The organism is Desulforegula conservatrix Mb1Pa (assembly GCF_000426225.1).
GTDB lineage: Bacteria > Desulfobacterota > Desulfobacteria > Desulfobacterales > Desulforegulaceae > Desulforegula > Desulforegula conservatrix.
In genome coordinates this window covers 1-14,937 of record NZ_AUEY01000090.1, presented here as the reverse complement: position 1 = coordinate 14,937, position 14,937 = coordinate 1, and the positions used below count along the sequence as shown (strand labels likewise).

At 40.8% G+C, this 14,937-nt stretch carries 22 protein-coding genes; 8 read left to right on the top strand and 14 right to left on the bottom strand.

The window, feature by feature from the left end; translation table 11 throughout:
* Nucleotides 1–196: 196 nt before the first annotated feature.
* From K245_RS25390 to K245_RS25385, 11 genes are all read right to left on the bottom strand, one after another.
* Nucleotides 197–538: an ORF6N domain-containing protein gene (locus tag K245_RS25390; protein WP_051284399.1), complete on the bottom strand. Its 342-nt coding sequence runs from the start codon at nt 536–538 to the stop codon at nt 197–199.
* A 273-nt stretch (nt 539–811) separates the two neighbouring features.
* Nucleotides 812–1,099, bottom strand: coding sequence for a hypothetical protein (locus K245_RS0118630; protein WP_027360418.1), 288 nt, complete (start codon nt 1,097–1,099; stop codon nt 812–814).
* Nucleotides 1,100–1,164: 65 nt separating this feature from the next.
* On the bottom strand, nt 1,165–1,341 hold the full coding sequence (locus tag K245_RS27420; RefSeq protein ID WP_084156426.1) for a DUF3606 domain-containing protein: 177 nt from the start codon (nt 1,339–1,341) through the stop codon (nt 1,165–1,167).
* A gap of 471 nt (nt 1,342–1,812) precedes the next feature.
* Nucleotides 1,813–2,811, bottom strand: coding sequence for a type II TA system antitoxin MqsA family protein (locus K245_RS0118615; RefSeq protein ID WP_198013933.1), 999 nt, complete (start codon nt 2,809–2,811; stop codon nt 1,813–1,815).
* A gap of 57 nt (nt 2,812–2,868) precedes the next feature.
* The gene (locus K245_RS0118610; protein WP_027360416.1) at nt 2,869–3,216 is read right to left on the bottom strand and encodes a type II toxin-antitoxin system MqsR family toxin; all 348 of its coding nucleotides are present in this window, start codon (nt 3,214–3,216) and stop codon (nt 2,869–2,871) included.
* Nucleotides 3,217–3,431: 215 nt separating this feature from the next.
* A complete protein-coding gene (locus K245_RS0118605) occupies nt 3,432–3,677 on the bottom strand; it encodes a MerR family transcriptional regulator (RefSeq protein WP_027360415.1) in 246 nt (81 codons plus the stop codon).
* Nucleotides 3,671–3,898, bottom strand: coding sequence for a terminase gpA endonuclease subunit (locus K245_RS0118600; protein ID WP_156906847.1), 228 nt, complete (start codon nt 3,896–3,898; stop codon nt 3,671–3,673). Before K245_RS0118600 ends, K245_RS0118605 begins: the two co-directional genes overlap by 7 nt.
* Nucleotides 3,871–4,029, bottom strand: a complete 159-nt coding sequence (locus tag K245_RS27850; RefSeq protein WP_156906846.1) for a hypothetical protein — start codon at nt 4,027–4,029, stop codon at nt 3,871–3,873. The genes K245_RS0118600 and K245_RS27850 overlap by 28 nt, the downstream gene beginning before the upstream one ends.
* Nucleotides 4,026–4,505, bottom strand: a complete 480-nt coding sequence (locus K245_RS0118590; protein WP_027360413.1) for a hypothetical protein — start codon at nt 4,503–4,505, stop codon at nt 4,026–4,028. The genes K245_RS27850 and K245_RS0118590 overlap by 4 nt, the downstream gene beginning before the upstream one ends.
* Complete coding sequence (locus tag K245_RS27845; protein WP_156906845.1) at nt 4,439–4,612, bottom strand: DNA adenine methylase; 174 nt, start codon at nt 4,610–4,612, stop codon at nt 4,439–4,441. The genes K245_RS0118590 and K245_RS27845 overlap by 67 nt, the downstream gene beginning before the upstream one ends.
* An 82-nt stretch (nt 4,613–4,694) precedes the next feature.
* A complete protein-coding gene (locus K245_RS25385) occupies nt 4,695–5,054 on the bottom strand; it encodes a hypothetical protein (RefSeq protein ID WP_051284397.1) in 360 nt (119 codons plus the stop codon).
* Between the two features lie 91 nt (nt 5,055–5,145).
* On the opposite strand from K245_RS25385, the gene K245_RS0118580 reads away from it, so the two are divergent.
* The 3 genes from K245_RS0118580 (at nt 5,146) to K245_RS0118570 (ending at nt 7,831) form a co-directional block, all read left to right on the top strand.
* Nucleotides 5,146–5,736, top strand: coding sequence for a TetR/AcrR family transcriptional regulator (locus tag K245_RS0118580; RefSeq protein ID WP_027360412.1), 591 nt, complete (start codon nt 5,146–5,148; stop codon nt 5,734–5,736).
* Nucleotides 5,737–5,773: 37 nt separating this feature from the next.
* Nucleotides 5,774–6,970: an iron-containing alcohol dehydrogenase gene (locus K245_RS0118575; RefSeq protein ID WP_232223850.1), complete on the top strand. Its 1,197-nt coding sequence runs from the start codon at nt 5,774–5,776 to the stop codon at nt 6,968–6,970.
* A gap of 93 nt (nt 6,971–7,063) precedes the next feature.
* A complete protein-coding gene (locus K245_RS0118570; RefSeq protein WP_035277607.1) occupies nt 7,064–7,831 on the top strand; it encodes an enoyl-CoA hydratase/isomerase family protein in 768 nt (255 codons plus the stop codon).
* Nucleotides 7,832–7,923: 92 nt separating this feature from the next.
* Here the strand turns inward: K245_RS0118570 and K245_RS25380 are convergent, their stop codons facing one another.
* Nucleotides 7,924–8,196, bottom strand: coding sequence for a transposase (locus K245_RS25380; RefSeq protein ID WP_051284395.1), 273 nt, complete (start codon nt 8,194–8,196; stop codon nt 7,924–7,926).
* Nucleotides 8,197–8,304: 108 nt separating this feature from the next.
* Here K245_RS25380 and K245_RS25375 point away from each other — a divergent pair, with 108 nt between their 5' ends.
* Together K245_RS25375 and K245_RS0118555 are read left to right on the top strand one after the other, a co-directional pair.
* Nucleotides 8,305–8,745 (top strand): IS3 family transposase, encoded by a 441-nt coding sequence (locus K245_RS25375; protein ID WP_035277611.1) that lies wholly within the window; start codon nt 8,305–8,307, stop codon nt 8,743–8,745.
* 55 nt (nt 8,746–8,800) lie between these two features.
* Nucleotides 8,801–9,163, top strand: a complete 363-nt coding sequence (locus K245_RS0118555) for a hypothetical protein (RefSeq protein WP_027360409.1) — start codon at nt 8,801–8,803, stop codon at nt 9,161–9,163.
* A gap of 271 nt (nt 9,164–9,434) precedes the next feature.
* On the opposite strand, the gene K245_RS0118550 is transcribed toward K245_RS0118555, so the two are convergent.
* Entirely contained in the window at nt 9,435–10,238 is an 804-nt protein-coding gene (locus K245_RS0118550; RefSeq protein WP_027360408.1) for a sulfite exporter TauE/SafE family protein, read from the bottom strand.
* Between the two features lie 166 nt (nt 10,239–10,404).
* A complete protein-coding gene (locus K245_RS25370) occupies nt 10,405–11,106 on the bottom strand; it encodes a FadR/GntR family transcriptional regulator (protein ID WP_051284391.1) in 702 nt (233 codons plus the stop codon).
* A 174-nt stretch (nt 11,107–11,280) separates the two neighbouring features.
* Here K245_RS25370 and K245_RS0118540 point away from each other — a divergent pair, with 174 nt between their 5' ends.
* The 3 genes from K245_RS0118540 to bfr all read left to right on the top strand — a co-directional run bounded on the left by K245_RS0118540 (nt 11,281) and on the right by bfr (nt 14,656).
* Entirely contained in the window at nt 11,281–11,709 is a 429-nt protein-coding gene (locus K245_RS0118540) for a MarR family winged helix-turn-helix transcriptional regulator (protein ID WP_027360407.1), read from the top strand.
* Between the two features lie 320 nt (nt 11,710–12,029).
* A complete protein-coding gene (locus K245_RS0118530; RefSeq protein ID WP_027360405.1) occupies nt 12,030–13,655 on the top strand; it encodes an FmdE family protein in 1,626 nt (541 codons plus the stop codon).
* Nucleotides 13,656–14,182: 527 nt separating this feature from the next.
* Complete coding sequence (bfr, locus tag K245_RS0118525) at nt 14,183–14,656, top strand: bacterioferritin (RefSeq protein ID WP_027360404.1); 474 nt, start codon at nt 14,183–14,185, stop codon at nt 14,654–14,656.
* The last annotated feature ends 281 nt before the right edge of the window (nt 14,657–14,937 follow it).

The window sequence follows — 14,937 nt, the reverse complement described above, 5'->3', positions numbered from 1 at the left end:
TGATATCCGGCACTGACTGCCGCTATCTGGGCGCTCTGTTTTGCCGTTTCGGCGGCAGAAGCTGAAACAGCCGCGGAAGCCTGACTGTCAGCCGCTCTTCTTGCGCTTTCCGCGGCTTCGCTTGCGGTTGCGGTCATGAACGTATTGGCCTGGTCAATCATTATATTGAACTCAGGGATAATCACTGCAATATGGGTCAGTGTCGCGTCAGTCCTTGCGGAAAAATTCTCGGAATCCTGCCTGGATGGAGATATCCGGTTTCTGTGAGGAGGATTATTTTTGAAGGGTAGCCTCCTTGCGGTCTCACCAAACCAGCCGTCCGAATTTCGGACGGCTGGGTGACTTCAAAATAATCCTCTCCCTCAACCAGCCTGTTTCCATTGTCTTTGAAACGCTTTCTGGCTGTACCATCAGGACGACCATGAACCTTATCCATCATGGACAGGGTGATGACCCTCTGGTTTCTGTACTCAACCGGCTTGAGTTCGGTTTCGTTGATTAAAACTGTGGTGATTGGATTTGATGCAGATGTGTTCATAGGAACCCCCAAATAAAAATGCGCACCTGCTGAACCGGCGATCCCCCCAGTGAGAGAGAAAACGCCCCCATGCCCGAGCATGAATCAGGTGCGCACGTATATTTATTTGTATTGTTTGGGGTAAAACTGCCATGTAGGCCATAGCTAAGCCCTCACTGTTAGAGTAATGTTGCAAAGGTTGTTCAGGCCTTTGCAACATTCAGAACATATTAGATTTTGCAGGGGTGGTCAATGGAGAAGTTTGGAGTAACAATAGGTAGTTATTGAATCATTTTATCCAATTTTACATGCAAGAGCTTGACCTTTTTCACCTGATGCCGTTTTTGCTTGGCTATAATTACCATATACATCTTTAAAATAATGAAAATCTCCTACTCCGTATCTTTGAGTTATATAAACGGTGTTAGGATCATCAATATTACCCTTAACGCTTTTTTCCCATATTTGGTAATCAACCCTCGAAGGTTCTTTGACAAATATATTAGCGGCTTCTTTAGTCAAAAACGCTTTTATATATTCTGGCTGATCCAATAATTCTTTTACAACTACAAATACTTGCATATAGCACCTATAATATTTGGTAGGTTGAGCAATTTATACAAAACACAACCTACCTTATCATTAAATTATTTGCCTAAATACTGCCTGACTTTATCAGTACTGTTGCCGACTTTTTTTACAGCTTCTTTAATTTTTTCCTTGGTTACACCTAATTCTTTTGACCAGTAGTCAAGCTCCCACTCTTGATGAGTATTAATTTTTGTTGGGTCTTCAGGCTTTTTTCTTTTTAAATTGTCAGACATAGAGATTCTCCGTTGTTACTTTGATATCCTTTTGCAAAGAGTATGATTAATCTTTGATTCTGATCAAAACCTATGCTAAGGATATCTTAAAAGTTAAAGTGCCGGATATATTGCTGTATCCGGCACGCCAATAAGTTATTGACTCAAAAAGCTTGGTGCTTATTCTAATTAAAAAGAATATTGCCGTATTCAGTTTTACTTAGAACTATTTGTGTCAATAATTTGAATCCATTTTTCTCCTCTTCTGGGAGTGGGCGGCGCTGGTTCTCCATTAACCATCGTCGCCCTTGTTTTTGACAGGTTGCTTTGATAAATACCGGAATCCGGTACTCTTTGGCCAGGTCTAACACTCGGTTTAGCTTTGCTCATTCTCTCTTCACCTCCTTTCTTTTTAATTTAAACGCAATATATAGTACTATGGGCAATAATGCAACTATATGCAGTACATATAATCAAAAAGTCCATTTTTTCTTAAATTTGTAAATCATCAGCATAAGAATAAGGTATAATCGCCGAATTTGCCGTTTCCTTGTAGCCTTTTTCATCATGCGAGAAGTCGCTTATTTTTGTGGTATTAAACGTACTGAAATAGTTTTTTACAAATTCAATCGTTTGAAGTTCTGTTTCTGTAAATGATTTAAGATTGGGTTCTTTAACAGATACAAATTTTTCCCCGACATAATGAATGTAAATTTCCTCTTCTACAATTACGGCTTTTTCCTCATGCTGCATTGACGCAAAATAATGCCCATAATTTTCCGGTACAGGGCCGAATGGCAGCTTTTGATATCTGAGTCCGGTAATTGAAGCTGCATAATCCTTGTAATGCTTGAAATCTGCATAAAAAAGCAGCTTGTTCAGCTTTGTTTTCAAAACACCGCTACGGCAAAAATACAGAATAAGGTTATAAATCTTCTGAATATCAAGCTTTTTGAAACCGCTTTGGATATCAGGCTTGTATGCGCCTAAATGGTTTTCATAATACAGGCGAAAATCATCGCTTCCTTCAAGCTCGCTTTCCAAAGTTGAAAGGAGATGCGCCCGTTTCCCATCATTTAGGGATTCAGATTTTCTCTTAACAAGCTGAAGAAGATTGACGGGCTGGGTGGACAATCTAAGAAGCATGTCATGGGATTCGTTCTGCAAGGCTCCGTTTTCATAGCGGCTTAGTGTGGCAACCCCCAAACCTAGCAAATCACTCAATTCGCCTTGTGTGAGACCATATTTCTTTCTTAATGTTGTTATCTCTTCAGGCTGAACCATACCTTTAATTTTACGGTATTTCTTGTATGCAGCCTCAACCGGATCTGGCTTTTCAGATGAAGGGTCATCAAAAGCCTCTCCGCATTCAGCGCATTTAAAATACTCTACAGGAACAGTTATCTTTTCTCCTTTTATGTCAAATGTTTCAAATTCTTCTACCTTTTCGGTATGTACGAGCTTTTCACAAACTGGGCATATATTTTTCATGGCGCCCTCCATAAATAGAACCTTTCTAATAATAATATATACTTATAACTAATTAACTTAAGACATAGGAAATTTGGCTTTATGAAAGGACAGACACTTGGCTATTTTTGTGCCATCGGTCCCTTCAACGTCAGCAATTTTGAGTTTTATATAAACTTCAATATCATCAATATCCATCCTGAATTCCCAGATTTCTCCTGGCCTGTCCCTGTCTGCTTCAGGCCCTCGGTAGTAATTTGCTGAGGTCAGCTTCAGGATTTCTTCTTTTCTATTTTTTTCTGTAAGCCCAAATTCAATCAAGGCTGAATTGTTTTCTCTTCTTGGGACGACATCAATCCCCCTTGATGATGCAATTTTTTTAAATTCCTTCAGGAATTCAGAAGCTGCTTTATGCTTTTGATCCATTCACCTAAGACCTCATACCGAGTTATTATCATATCATTTGATAAATTTACAATGATTAAATACATCATAAGAGCTATTTCTAAATGGTCAAGCAAAAAAAATATTGTATGATATGAATAATTAATAGGCATGAATTATCTTTCCGCAATAAGGGCCGCTTATTTTTCGTTATTTTCTGGTATTTTTAAGTCTATTCTGCCCACAATGGATCATCATCATAGGCCATTCATGACGCTTTTTTTGTCTTCTTTGGGATGATTTTTGATCTGATTTACTCGCCATTCTTCAATCAAACTGCGGTCAGATTCCCATTGTCCGCTGATTTTCTTTGCGGGAAAACCGTATTTACGCACCCAATCCAGCACGGTTGCCTCGCTTCTGCCAACAAAGGCTGTTATTTCCTTCATTCCGGAAAGAGCGGTTTCGCTCACGGCAAACTTCTTTTTCGCTTTTTCTACCACCTTTGCCTCCTTTCAGACTGTGCTGGCTTCTTTTTTTCAGGCTTTTCGATCAATTCGTCTTCGTCCGGCTTTTCCCAGTACTGGATTCCCAGAATATCTGCGGCCACAAGGCAGAGAGCAGAGCAGTCCCACGCATGGTTTGCCCTGCCGCCCGGACATTCCCAGATTCCCTTTTCATTCACGAACTCTGCCGTCATCTGGCGCGTTTCATGGCCACGCATTTTGCAAGCTTCCAGTCGGCCAGAATTTTATCCTTCAGAGATCCGCCGTCGCTATAGTCATAATCATGACCGACGCAGCATGGCCGCCAGTTGCCATCAAAAAAACAGGTACAACCATCACTTTTCATCATAATTTTATATAAACCTTGAACTGAAGATCCCCAACAAGCCTGATGCCGTATTTAAACCCGCTGAGTTCAAAGATTTCGTTCATGTCGTTCGGGTCAATCTTTACCATGACAGCCAGAGGATTCCTGGTTTTATAAGTGAAGGTCATGACGCCCTTGATCATTGACGCTGATATGGTTTCATATTCTGCGCTTCCGGCTGAAGTTCTCAGAAGAAGCCTCCATGTCCTGTCTGGCAGGGATTCAATAACAGGAGATCCCGGATCCGCACTCTGCCTTGCGGTGCAGACGACATTCAGTCCTTCGACGCCATCGTTGGCCACTCCGATCGGATCATTGCGACCGTCTCCGCCAGAAAACGCAACGTGGGCATACAGATACTGTATCCCTGCCTTTTCCTGGTTGATCCTCGTTATCTGCCCAGGTCGTTTATTACTTCTGATTTTGATATAAGAGGGTCTTTCCTGAAAAACACCCAACCGGCTCCTGTGCATACTTCGCAGTATGTTTCATGTTCCGGCAACATCGAGATGATCTGGGCAGCAAGTCTTGATTTGCCGCCCACGTACGCCATTGGACTGTTCATAGAATCCTTATATATATGATGTAAAAACAAACCGGCCTGTCCTTTACAAAGACAGACCGGAACCATGAGCTGTTTCATTATTTTAAATGCGAACGTAAATCTGAAACTCTTTCATGGCCATGTGCTTTTCAGCAGGCAGCCCTGAGTTGATGGCATCCTGATTGATTGACCAAAGGCCACTTTCATTCATTGTGTATGAGAAAGTTGCCAAGCCGAAGGAAAAAGGGACAGACACAAAACGCTCCCGACCATCACGAGACCTCAGAGGCATCCGAAATGTGTCAGTAAGAGGAATGACAGATCCGTCATGCGACCGTAATTCGGCCGTGCATATCAGAATTGCCCCGGCAGGGCATGATATATCACTGAAATCTGGCTTTATAATTGAATCGGGCCTGTCAAAACCATAAAGACAAACAAATATCATATCAGAAAAAATCATGGTACGAGCCCCCCTTCGTGTCAGATCATCACATTAATTTAGCTAACAAAAACTATTGACATAAATATACCAATCGGTTTATTTTTGCTCTATGGATAAAGCTGAAAGAACAAAACAGTATATTATCGAAACTGCAGCAAGTATCTTCAATAAAAATGGATACGACGGGACCTCATTCTCTGACATTGTTAAAGGCACTGGGCTTTCAAAAGGAGCTATATATGGTCATTTTGAAAATAAAGACGAGTTGGCTTTTGCTGCCCTGGAGCATAATCTCAAGTTGGCGTCCAAAATTATTTTTTCCAATGTAAAAGACAGAAAAAGCTCTTCTGAAAAACTCATTGGGTTTGCACAGTCATACAGTCTTTTTTTTGAAATAATAAACAATGCAGGCGGATGCCCGGTTATTAATGCGGCAGTTGATTATGATGAGGGTATTAGTCTTTTCAGAAAGAGCATAGTCAAGTTTGTGACTATGTGGCAGAATTCCATAACAAAAATCATTGATGAAGGTATTAAAAAAGGTGAGCTAAGATTATGCGACGAGCTTACGGCATTTTCAAGCATATTCATCTCTCTGGTTGAGGGAGCAATAATGCTTTCTAAAGTTATGAATGATCGAAAATATATAGATGATGCATCAAAATACCTGGTCTCAATGATTGAAAAAATGAAAGCGTAAATTTTTTTCACTAAAAATATACCATTCGGTTTATTTTATGAGTTTAATAAATATTCAGGAAGGAGCAGTAGTCATGAATAATTTTCAGTTTGTAAACCCCACAAAAATTATTTTTGGCAAAGGGGAGATCAGAAAGCTTTCAAAAGAAATATCAAAAAATCATAAGGTTCTGATTATTTATGGTGGAGGAAGCGTCAAACAGACTGGCCTTCTTGATTCTGTTAAAGAACATCTCAAGGAACATACAATAGGAGAGTTTTCTGGAGTTGAACCAAATCCCTCATATGAGACACTCATGAAGGCTGTTGAAATAGTAAAAAATGAAGGGTTTGATTTTCTCCTCGCTGTTGGCGGTGGTTCTGTAATTGATGGAACAAAGTTTATTGCAGCAGCAGCAAAATATGATCTTGATGACCCCTGGAAGCTTTTGACTGATAATCGTTCAGTAACCTCTGCTTTGCCAATTGGAGTTATACTGACCCTCCCTGCAAGCGGTTCAGAAATGAATGGAGGCGCAGTAATAACAAAAAAATCAACTCAAACGAAACTGCCGTTTTTTGGCCCGGCACTATTTCCAAAGTTTTCCATTCTTGATCCTGTTTATACATACTCTCTGCCAGAAAAGCAGATTGCCAATGGAATTGTTGATTCATTCGTCCATGTAATGGAGCAATATCTGACATATCCGGTTGATGCAAAAGTACAGGACCGCTTTGCAGAAGGTCTTTTGGCTACACTTATTGAAGAAGGTCCTAAGGCTCTTGCTGATAAAGAAAACTATAATGTTCGGGCGAATATAATGTGGACAGCAACTCTGGCATACAATGGATTGATAGGAAGTGGAGTACCTCAGGATTGGTCTACCCACATCATAGGCCATGAGATCACTGCTTTATTCGGCATCGACCATGCACAGACACTGGCTGTTGTTTACCCGGCAATGCTGGAGGTAATGAAGGATGAAAAAAAAGATAAGCTTCTGCAATATGGCAAACGGATATGGGATATTGATCCATCCCTACCAAAAGAAAAGAGACTGTCTCTTGCCATAGAAAAAACAAGTGATTTTTTTGTTGGTATGGGGCTTAAGAGGCGTTTATCAGAGCTTGATCTTGGTTCCGACGCCATAGATCAAATCGTAAAAGGCCTTGCTGATCATGGAATGGTGAAGTTAGGCGAGAAAGGCCTTGTGACTCCTGACATTGCACGTAAGGTACTGGAGCAAAGCCTTTAATCTTCATAAACAACAGACTGTTACTTCAATATTTTTAATATAGATCTGGCATGAATTAACAGGCTATAAATAATACAATCAGGGATAACCGTCATGGATTTTAAATACCTCATACTATCGACAGAAGGCAGGGTAGCTACTCTTACAATCAACAGGCCTGAAAAAGGTAATGCCCTGTCTCCATCGGTGCTTGAAGAGATAACTCTCGCGTTTAATTCACTTAATGAAAGACAGGATATCAATGTCATAGTTCTGACTGGCGGTGAAAAATATTTTTCTGCAGGATTTGATTTAAACGAGATCCGAAAAATCGAAAAAATCTCCAATGAAGAGTATATAGAGCTTTTTCACCGGGCATACAGAGCAATAATGTTTTGCCAGCAGCCGGTAATATGCGCTGTGGGCGGCCTTGCCATAGCAGGCGGATTTGATCTTAGTCTTATGTGTGATATACGTTATGCATCTGAAAAGGCAAAGTTCGGCCAACGCGAGATCCTTTTATCACTTACTCCTGTGCTTGATCCTCTCTGGAGAATTATTGGTCTTGGAAGAGCAAGGGAAGTAACCCTTACAGGAAGAATATATGATGCTCTTGAAGCTGAGAAAATGGGATATGTCAGCAAGATTTTTCCCGAAGGCAAACTTCTTGACTCCGTAAATGAGATTGCTCAGAATATGGCAGGTTATGATCGCCGATGTCTTGTGGAAACAAAACAGCTTTCCAACAGGGTTTTAAATGAGGATCTTGAAAGTTCCATGCAAATTCAGAAATGGCTTTTCCGAAGCTTCATGGGATCAGAAGATAATCATAAGAGAATTGATGAACTTCAGAAAAAACTCATTTCAGGTTGTCGTCGGTGATTCAATTTATTGATATTGCTCCGGTGGCATAATATGTAAATTTCGAATTTCATGTTGTTGTTCGATTTAGAAGGAATCACGCTTCAACTTTTTTAAATATTTAATCGCCGGAGAGCAATAACAGAGGAATCGTTGGGGAGGCCATACGTCAGGCCATCATGCATTCCTGTTTCATCATTCCGTTTTCCACGCTCAAACAGCTCTGACGCATTCTGTTCAAGCTCCTTTTTCCAGGCTGATATCTGATTGGAATGCACACCAAACTGATCGGATAATTCCGAGAGAGATTTGTCTCCCTTCAAGGCTGCTAACGCCACCTTAGCCTTGAATGCTGGTCCGTGATTTTTTCTTGTTCCTTTTGCCATTCTTCTGCTCCTTTTTTTGATGGGCTACTAAAGCAGATTTTTACTTAAATGGCTGTCCAATTTTTCCAGACCAGCTCTCGGTCGTGTGGCCTCATCGAGCGCAAAAAAATGATTGATAAAAAGGCCGATTTGTCAGTAAAGAGCCAATGCAGAGTGCTTGGAATTCCAAGATCGACGGCTTACCACAAGCCGAAGCCATTTTCAGATGAAGATCTGCGTCTGATGAAGGAAATTGAAGCTATTCACGCTGAACTGCCTTATTACGGTAGCCGCAGAATAGCGTATGAGCTATGCCAGAAGGGATATCAGGTCGGGCGGGGACATGTCAGCAAGCTGATGAAACGAATGGGGATCTCCGCAATTTATTGCAAGCCGAATTTGTCAAAACCATGCCCGGCACATAAAAAGTATCCGTATTTGCTGAGGGATCTTGAGATAAACCGCTCTAATCAAGTATGGGCAACGGACATAACATATATTCCAATGCCAAAAGGTTTTGCGTATCTGATAGTAGTTATGGACTGGTATTCAAGAAAAGCTTTTTCATGATCGCGTGGCTTGAAAAATCTTAAAAATTACATGTAATTTGGAGAATATGATTAATATGAAGAGATCAACAACACTTTCATTACTACTCATGACATCCGCAATATTTTTTATTGTCTCAGGATGTACCCAGGAAACCCAGAACAAAATTGGAAGGGCAATTCAGAACTGGACGGGAACTGACGGAGTTCTTGAAATTTACGCTGGAGAAAAACTTGTAAAGAGGTTTGTAAAGATTGACAAAATCAGCACTGCAGCGTCTTCAGATGGAGGCAATATGGCAAGACCTTACAGATTCGGTTACGGTGTACTCGATGAAAACATGAATATGAAGGCTGACCCTGATGAAAAAAGAGTTTATTTTGAATTCAGTGATTTTTCGACACCATATGTCTTTTTTGAAAATCCGATGAAAAACTGATTTTTTAGATCCCTTTCCGTTAAGTTTCACAAGGTCTGAAAAAGTCGGATTCCAGCCATTCGAGAGGGCCCCCGGTGAAAACAGGAAGCTTGAATCCAGAAGTATCTGAAAATACAAAGATGCCGGATCAAATCCGGCATGACGACACCGCCCGTTTTTGACTTTTTGCGAGACCATCAAGTTTGAACAAAGATAGATGCAAAAAATCCCCTTAGATTTCAACATTTAACTGGAACATAGCTTTTTTAAGCATCAAAGGCAAAACTTGCTATCAGCCCACAAGTCCCCAGGCCATCTTTGTGGCAACTGCGTACAAAAGAAGGGCAAATATTCTTTTAAGCTTTGAAACAGGAAGCATATGTGCGAGCTTTGCCCCAACTGGAGCTGTGAATACACTTGCACAGACAATGAATACAAGAGCCGGAAGATAAATATAGCCGGCGCTGTATTCTGGAAGCGAAGCTGCCTTTATGCCATTGATAAGATATCCGATACTTCCTGCTATCGCTATCGGAAATCCTATGGCGGCAGATGTCCCTATGGCTTTATGGGCCGCAAGATTGCACCAGAGCATGAAGGGAACTGACAGGGATCCTCCGCCTATTCCCACCAGACTGGATACAACCCCGATAACAGAACCAACCCCTAACATTCCGGCATTGCCCGGGAAATCCCTGGATGGTTTAGGCTTTTTATCAAGAACCATCTGTGTTGCAACATAATAAAGGAATACGCAGAAAAACCCTTTGAGAAATCCTGTGGAAAGCATGGCGGCTATATAGGATCCGCAAAAAGTACCGATGAGAATTCCTGGCACAATCCTTTTAACAATTGTCCATTCAACCGCGCCGTGTTTGTGGTGGGACATGAAGCTTGAAACTGATGTGAAAACAATGCTTGCCATTGATGTACCAAGTGAAAGATGCATTATCAAGTCGGGCTGCATCTGTTGCCTTGTAAAGCAGTAAACAAGCATGGGGACTATAACCAGGCCACCTCCGACACCAAGCAACCCGGCCAGAACTCCTGCAATTAGCCCCACTGACAGATACATTATAGCGATACCGGTAAACATTTATCCTCCTAAACAAACTTAATGGTCTCGCAGAAAGCCAAAAATGCTTAAACGTCATGCCAGACTTGATCCGGCATCTTTGTATTTTCAGATACTTCCGGATTCAGACCTGAGCAGGAATGACGGGAATCAGACTTTTTGCGACTTTGTCATACTTAAAAAAAAATCAGGAATCTCCAAGAATATGCTGTTCCACTTCAAGAAGATGTTTTCCCATTGCTTCAAATGCCTTGCCAGAATCCCTTGAATCAAGAGCATCAATGATTCTCAAATGTCCTTCAACTGATGAAAGCCGCCGCTCGTAACTCTGAAGCCACCCTGATCTTGTTTCATTCAGGATTGATCTGATTGTTTTCATCACCTGGAATATGACCTTGTTCCCAGAATATTCCGCAAGCTTCAAATGAAAGGCAGAGTCAAGGTAATCCACATCTTTATTATCAATAACAGCTCTGTGCTGATCACAAACAAGTATTTTAAGACTGTCAATCTGACCAGGCGTAATTCTTCCGGCAGCAAGAAAAGCAATTTGCGGCTCCATAACCTGCCTGAATTCAATGACGTCTTTCAAAAAGCCCTTTTGTTCGGTAATTGTGTCCATGATGCTGTCTGAAAAAAATGAAAAATCAATAGATTGTGAAATATAATTCCCGTCTCCCTGCCTGCTTTCTATCAACCTTCTTTCAGACATGGCCTGAATCGCCTGGCGAAGACTGTTGCGGGAAACCCCGAAATCGTCAGCCATTTTTCTTTCAGGAGGAAGCCTGTCACCTGGTTTAAGGTCTCCGCTCCTGATCATATCCCTTAATTTTTCTATGATAGTATTATAAAGATATTTTTTTGTTTCATGTGCTTCAGTTTCGCTCATGGCTTCTCCATAAATTTATTGGTTCTACCAATATTATAAACATATACTATAATCAAGTAAATAATCTCTATAATGGTTGAAATATGAAAAAAATTGGTAATACCAATACGTCTTGTAAAATTTTATCTATAAAAAACCTTGACTTATGTTTGTCATCAAACATATTTTTCAGGCATGAAACATAATGACTGGATACTCTTCCTTATAAGCAGGGTCAATTACAAGGTTGACAGATTCCTCATGAATGAATTCAAAAATCATGGGATAGAAGGGATTTCTCCGTCACACGGCGAGATACTTGCAGCCCTTCAAATGTTCGGCGAAATACAGATGAAGGATATTCCTCAGATAATTGACAAGGACAAATCAACAGTAACTGCGCTTGTAAACAAGCTTACCGGATTAGGTCTGATAGAAAAGATAAATCACAAGACTGACAAAAGAGCCAGCTACATAAAACTCACTGAAAAATGCGACTCAATCCGCGAGCCACTCTCACTTATTTCAGAAAAACTCAAAGAAAAAGCTTATGCTAATCTGACTGATGATGAAAAAAACGTCATGTCAAAACTTCTAATAAAGATTAACAAGAGCTTCCAATAAAACTATTTGATAAAACCCTTCAAATATAGCCAGTATAAAAGTTTTATATAAAACAAAAATCCTTGCAATATTTCATCAAAGAAAAGATTATATTACAGTTGCGGTTTAAATGGTCCCAAAGAAAGTCAAATTTGATGGTCTCGCAAAAAGTCAGAAAAAGGCATTGGCGTCATGCCGGACTTGATCAGGCATCCAGTAATTTCAGCCTCTTCTGGATTCCGGCCTGCGCCGGAATGACTGTAATAGGAATTTTTGCGGCCTTGCCAATTTTAAAACCTTTTGCCATATGTTTTCTTATTAATACAAAGGACTGAATTTTAATGGGAATACTTAATTATTCTGTTGAGGAATTTATTGAAAAAGCCAGATCCTTCCACGGTCATCTGGCTCCGGGAATGATATGCGGCGGTTTTATGGTTGATCTTGCCTATAAATATCTCCCTGAAAACGGGTTTTATGACGCCATCTGTGAAACAAGAGCCTGCATTCCTGATTCAGTCCAGATTCTTACACCATGCACAATTGGAAATGGCTGGCTGAAAATAATTGACACCGGAAGATTCGCCCTTGCCTTTTACAACAAGTCAACTGGCCAGGGGCTAAGGGTATCTCTTGACCAGCAAAGACTCGAAACATGGCCGGAATTCAAGGTCTGGGCAATGAAGCTTAAGCCCAAGAAGGAACAGGACAAGGAAAGGCTCATAAAAGAAATAATAGATGCGGGTTCTTCAGTATATGCTGTTAAAAAGATCATCGTGGACATTGAAAGAATTCAATCAATGGCAAAGAAAAAAATAAGCATGTGCCCATCCTGCGGAGAAAGTTTCAGAAATGACCAGTCACTCTCCAAAACCGGCATTGACGGTTTTCAGCTGTGTCAATGCTGCTCAGGAGACCTTCCTTTCTCGACCGTAACATTTGACTCGCCAGCAAAGTGCGTGAATGTGGAAGATGCAACGGGCCTTAAATTAGCCCATGATATGACCAAGATTGAACCAGGGATCAGCAAGGAAGTAGCTTTTAAAAAAGGCCATGAAGTTTCCCCTGATGATATAGAAAAGTTAAAATCCATGGGTAAATCAAGGATTTTCACCCATTCATCCCATGATCTTAAAGGCAGAATCCATGAAAATGATGCAGCAATAGCTTTTGCAGAAGCAATGTCAGGCAAGAACATCATCTTTGACCCGGAGCCTAAGGAAGGAAGAATTGATTTAAAGGCTGAATGCGACGGTGTTCTTGTCATTGACACTGATAAGCTGACTTCATTCAACAGAATTGACGGAGTGATGTGCGCATCCATGCCTGGACTCAAAACCGTCATAAAGGGCCAGACAATTGCAGGAACAAGGGCTATTCCCCTTTACCTTGACAATGATGTTTTTAATTCAGCAATATCAACCCTTGGCAAAGGCGGCATCTTTTCTGTCAGGAGATTCAGAAACGCCAGGGCAGGAATCATAATAACAGGTTCAGAAATCGCCTCTGGAAAAATCAAAGACAGATTCGCGCCTGTAATTTCAAAAAGTCTGAAAATCCATGGATGTGAAATAACAGGAACGTTAATATGCAACGACGTCCGCAAAGAAATAACTGATGCTGCCATGGATCTCATCGGCAAAGGAGCTGATCTTATCATTGTAACCGGCGGCCTTTCAGTTGATCCTGATGATGTCACAAGATTTGCCCTTGAAGATGCAGGCATGTCCGACATTCTATACGGTGCCCCTATTCTTCCTGGAGCCATGACCCTTATTGGCAAAATACGCAATACAGATGTCATAGGCGTGCCAGCCGGCGCGCTTTATTCCAAACCTGCCGCCCTTGATATCCTTCTGCCTCTTATAATAGCAGGAGTCAGGATCACAAGGGCTGATCTGGCGAAAATGGCTGTCGGTGGTCTTCTTGAAACATCAAAAAGAAATGAAAGCGATTTTGATGAATAATCCTTATAGAAGGCAAAGAATAATGTGGTTATGCTCAATTCTCAGTAACATTTGAAAGTTCATGGACTTAACATTTTTAAAACTCTAAAAACATCAGTTTTTTGACTACTAACAAAACCATAAAGTTTTTGCGGAGCTTTTTACAAAAAGCGACCCGCCGGAGGCACTCGGCTTAACGTCGGATTACGGACAAAGGGCGTCCTAATCCGACCTACGCATCACCCTTTTTTGATGGCACATTGACCATAAAAGGCACTTCTTAACTGAAAATCAGGCAGAGCCACAAAGAATAATCCCCGGGACAAAAAGAAACAGCCTGCTGCAGATTCAAATAATTTCTGATAGGAACCAAATCCCCCCGGGAATTATTCCATTTTAAAAACAAGAGAGACTTGATTTGGGAATGAAATAGGATATATTCATTCATCTGGAATTTTCTCTTAAAAGCTTCAAAACCATTAAGCACAAAATAATTGAAAACTCAATAGTTTGGCAAAAACATAACACCTATCCACAAAGGAGGCACAATGAAGGGTAACGAAAAAATGATCGACATGCTGAATTTTCTCCTTGCAGATGAACTTACTGCCATCAGCCAGTATATGGTCCATTCTGAAATGTGCGACAACTGGGGCTATGAAAAACTCCACAAAGCTATTGAAAAACGTGCCATAGATGAAATGAAGCATGCTGAAAAACTTATAGCCAGAATACTATTTCTTGAAGGACTCCCAATAGTAAGCAATCTGAACAAAATGCACATCGGACCTGTTGTTGAAAAACAGCACAACAATGATAAAATGGCTGAAGAAGGAGCAATAAAGGCTTACAACGAAGCCATAAAACTCGCTGTTGAAGTCGGAGACAATGGGACAAGAGAACTTCTTGAAGCCATACTCAAGGACGAGGAAAACCACATCGACTGGATAGAGGCACAACTTGACCAGATCGGCCAGATGAGTATCCAGAACTATCTTGCACTTCAGCTTTCAGAAGGATAGTACCGCATCGGAACAAATAATTGTAAAGCGGCGGGCGCTTTGGCACCATTTTGCGTCTGCTTTGGCACCACTCGCTAATGAATTTACGCAAAAACAAGCCCGTCAAAAAAATGTCGATTATAAAGCCCTGGCCAGAAAAAATTAATTCCACTGACCGGGGCTTTGTTTATCAATAATTTGTGAAGATCAGTTCTTTTCCCTCTGTGGCACTTTTTTGAGAGACAGAATATCTCAGCTTTATTTCCAGCTGTTTAAAATCCTTGAACACTTCACGTATTTCA

Coding starts and splice junctions, on each gene's coding strand:
- K245_RS0118540 (WP_027360407.1), top strand. CDS start 11,281: ATGAAACATAATGACTGGATACTCTTCCTTATAAGCAGGGTCAATTAC.
- K245_RS0118615 (WP_198013933.1), bottom strand. CDS start 2,811: ATGAAAAATATATGCCCAGTTTGTGAAAAGCTCGTACATACCGAAAAG.
- K245_RS0118580 (WP_027360412.1), top strand. CDS start 5,146: ATGGATAAAGCTGAAAGAACAAAACAGTATATTATCGAAACTGCAGCA.
- K245_RS25375 (WP_035277611.1), top strand. CDS start 8,305: ATGATTGATAAAAAGGCCGATTTGTCAGTAAAGAGCCAATGCAGAGTG.
- K245_RS25390 (WP_051284399.1), bottom strand. CDS start 538: ATGAACACATCTGCATCAAATCCAATCACCACAGTTTTAATCAACGAA.
- K245_RS0118610 (WP_027360416.1), bottom strand. CDS start 3,216: ATGGATCAAAAGCATAAAGCAGCTTCTGAATTCCTGAAGGAATTTAAA.
- K245_RS0118530 (WP_027360405.1), top strand. CDS start 12,030: ATGGGAATACTTAATTATTCTGTTGAGGAATTTATTGAAAAAGCCAGA.
- K245_RS0118575 (WP_232223850.1), top strand. CDS start 5,774: ATGAGTTTAATAAATATTCAGGAAGGAGCAGTAGTCATGAATAATTTT.
- K245_RS25380 (WP_051284395.1), bottom strand. CDS start 8,196: ATGGCAAAAGGAACAAGAAAAAATCACGGACCAGCATTCAAGGCTAAG.
- K245_RS27845 (WP_156906845.1), bottom strand. CDS start 4,612: ATGAACAGTCCAATGGCGTACGTGGGCGGCAAATCAAGACTTGCTGCC.
- K245_RS27420 (WP_084156426.1), bottom strand. CDS start 1,341: ATGTCTGACAATTTAAAAAGAAAAAAGCCTGAAGACCCAACAAAAATT.
- K245_RS25370 (WP_051284391.1), bottom strand. CDS start 11,106: ATGAGCGAAACTGAAGCACATGAAACAAAAAAATATCTTTATAATACT.
- bfr (WP_027360404.1), top strand. CDS start 14,183: ATGAAGGGTAACGAAAAAATGATCGACATGCTGAATTTTCTCCTTGCA.
- K245_RS0118630 (WP_027360418.1), bottom strand. CDS start 1,099: ATGCAAGTATTTGTAGTTGTAAAAGAATTATTGGATCAGCCAGAATAT.
- K245_RS0118570 (WP_035277607.1), top strand. CDS start 7,064: ATGGATTTTAAATACCTCATACTATCGACAGAAGGCAGGGTAGCTACT.
- K245_RS27850 (WP_156906846.1), bottom strand. CDS start 4,029: ATGATGAAAAGTGATGGTTGTACCTGTTTTTTTGATGGCAACTGGCGG.
- K245_RS0118600 (WP_156906847.1), bottom strand. CDS start 3,898: ATGCGTGGCCATGAAACGCGCCAGATGACGGCAGAGTTCGTGAATGAA.
- K245_RS25385 (WP_051284397.1), bottom strand. CDS start 5,054: ATGATTTTTTCTGATATGATATTTGTTTGTCTTTATGGTTTTGACAGG.
- K245_RS0118550 (WP_027360408.1), bottom strand. CDS start 10,238: ATGTTTACCGGTATCGCTATAATGTATCTGTCAGTGGGGCTAATTGCA.
- K245_RS0118555 (WP_027360409.1), top strand. CDS start 8,801: ATGAAGAGATCAACAACACTTTCATTACTACTCATGACATCCGCAATA.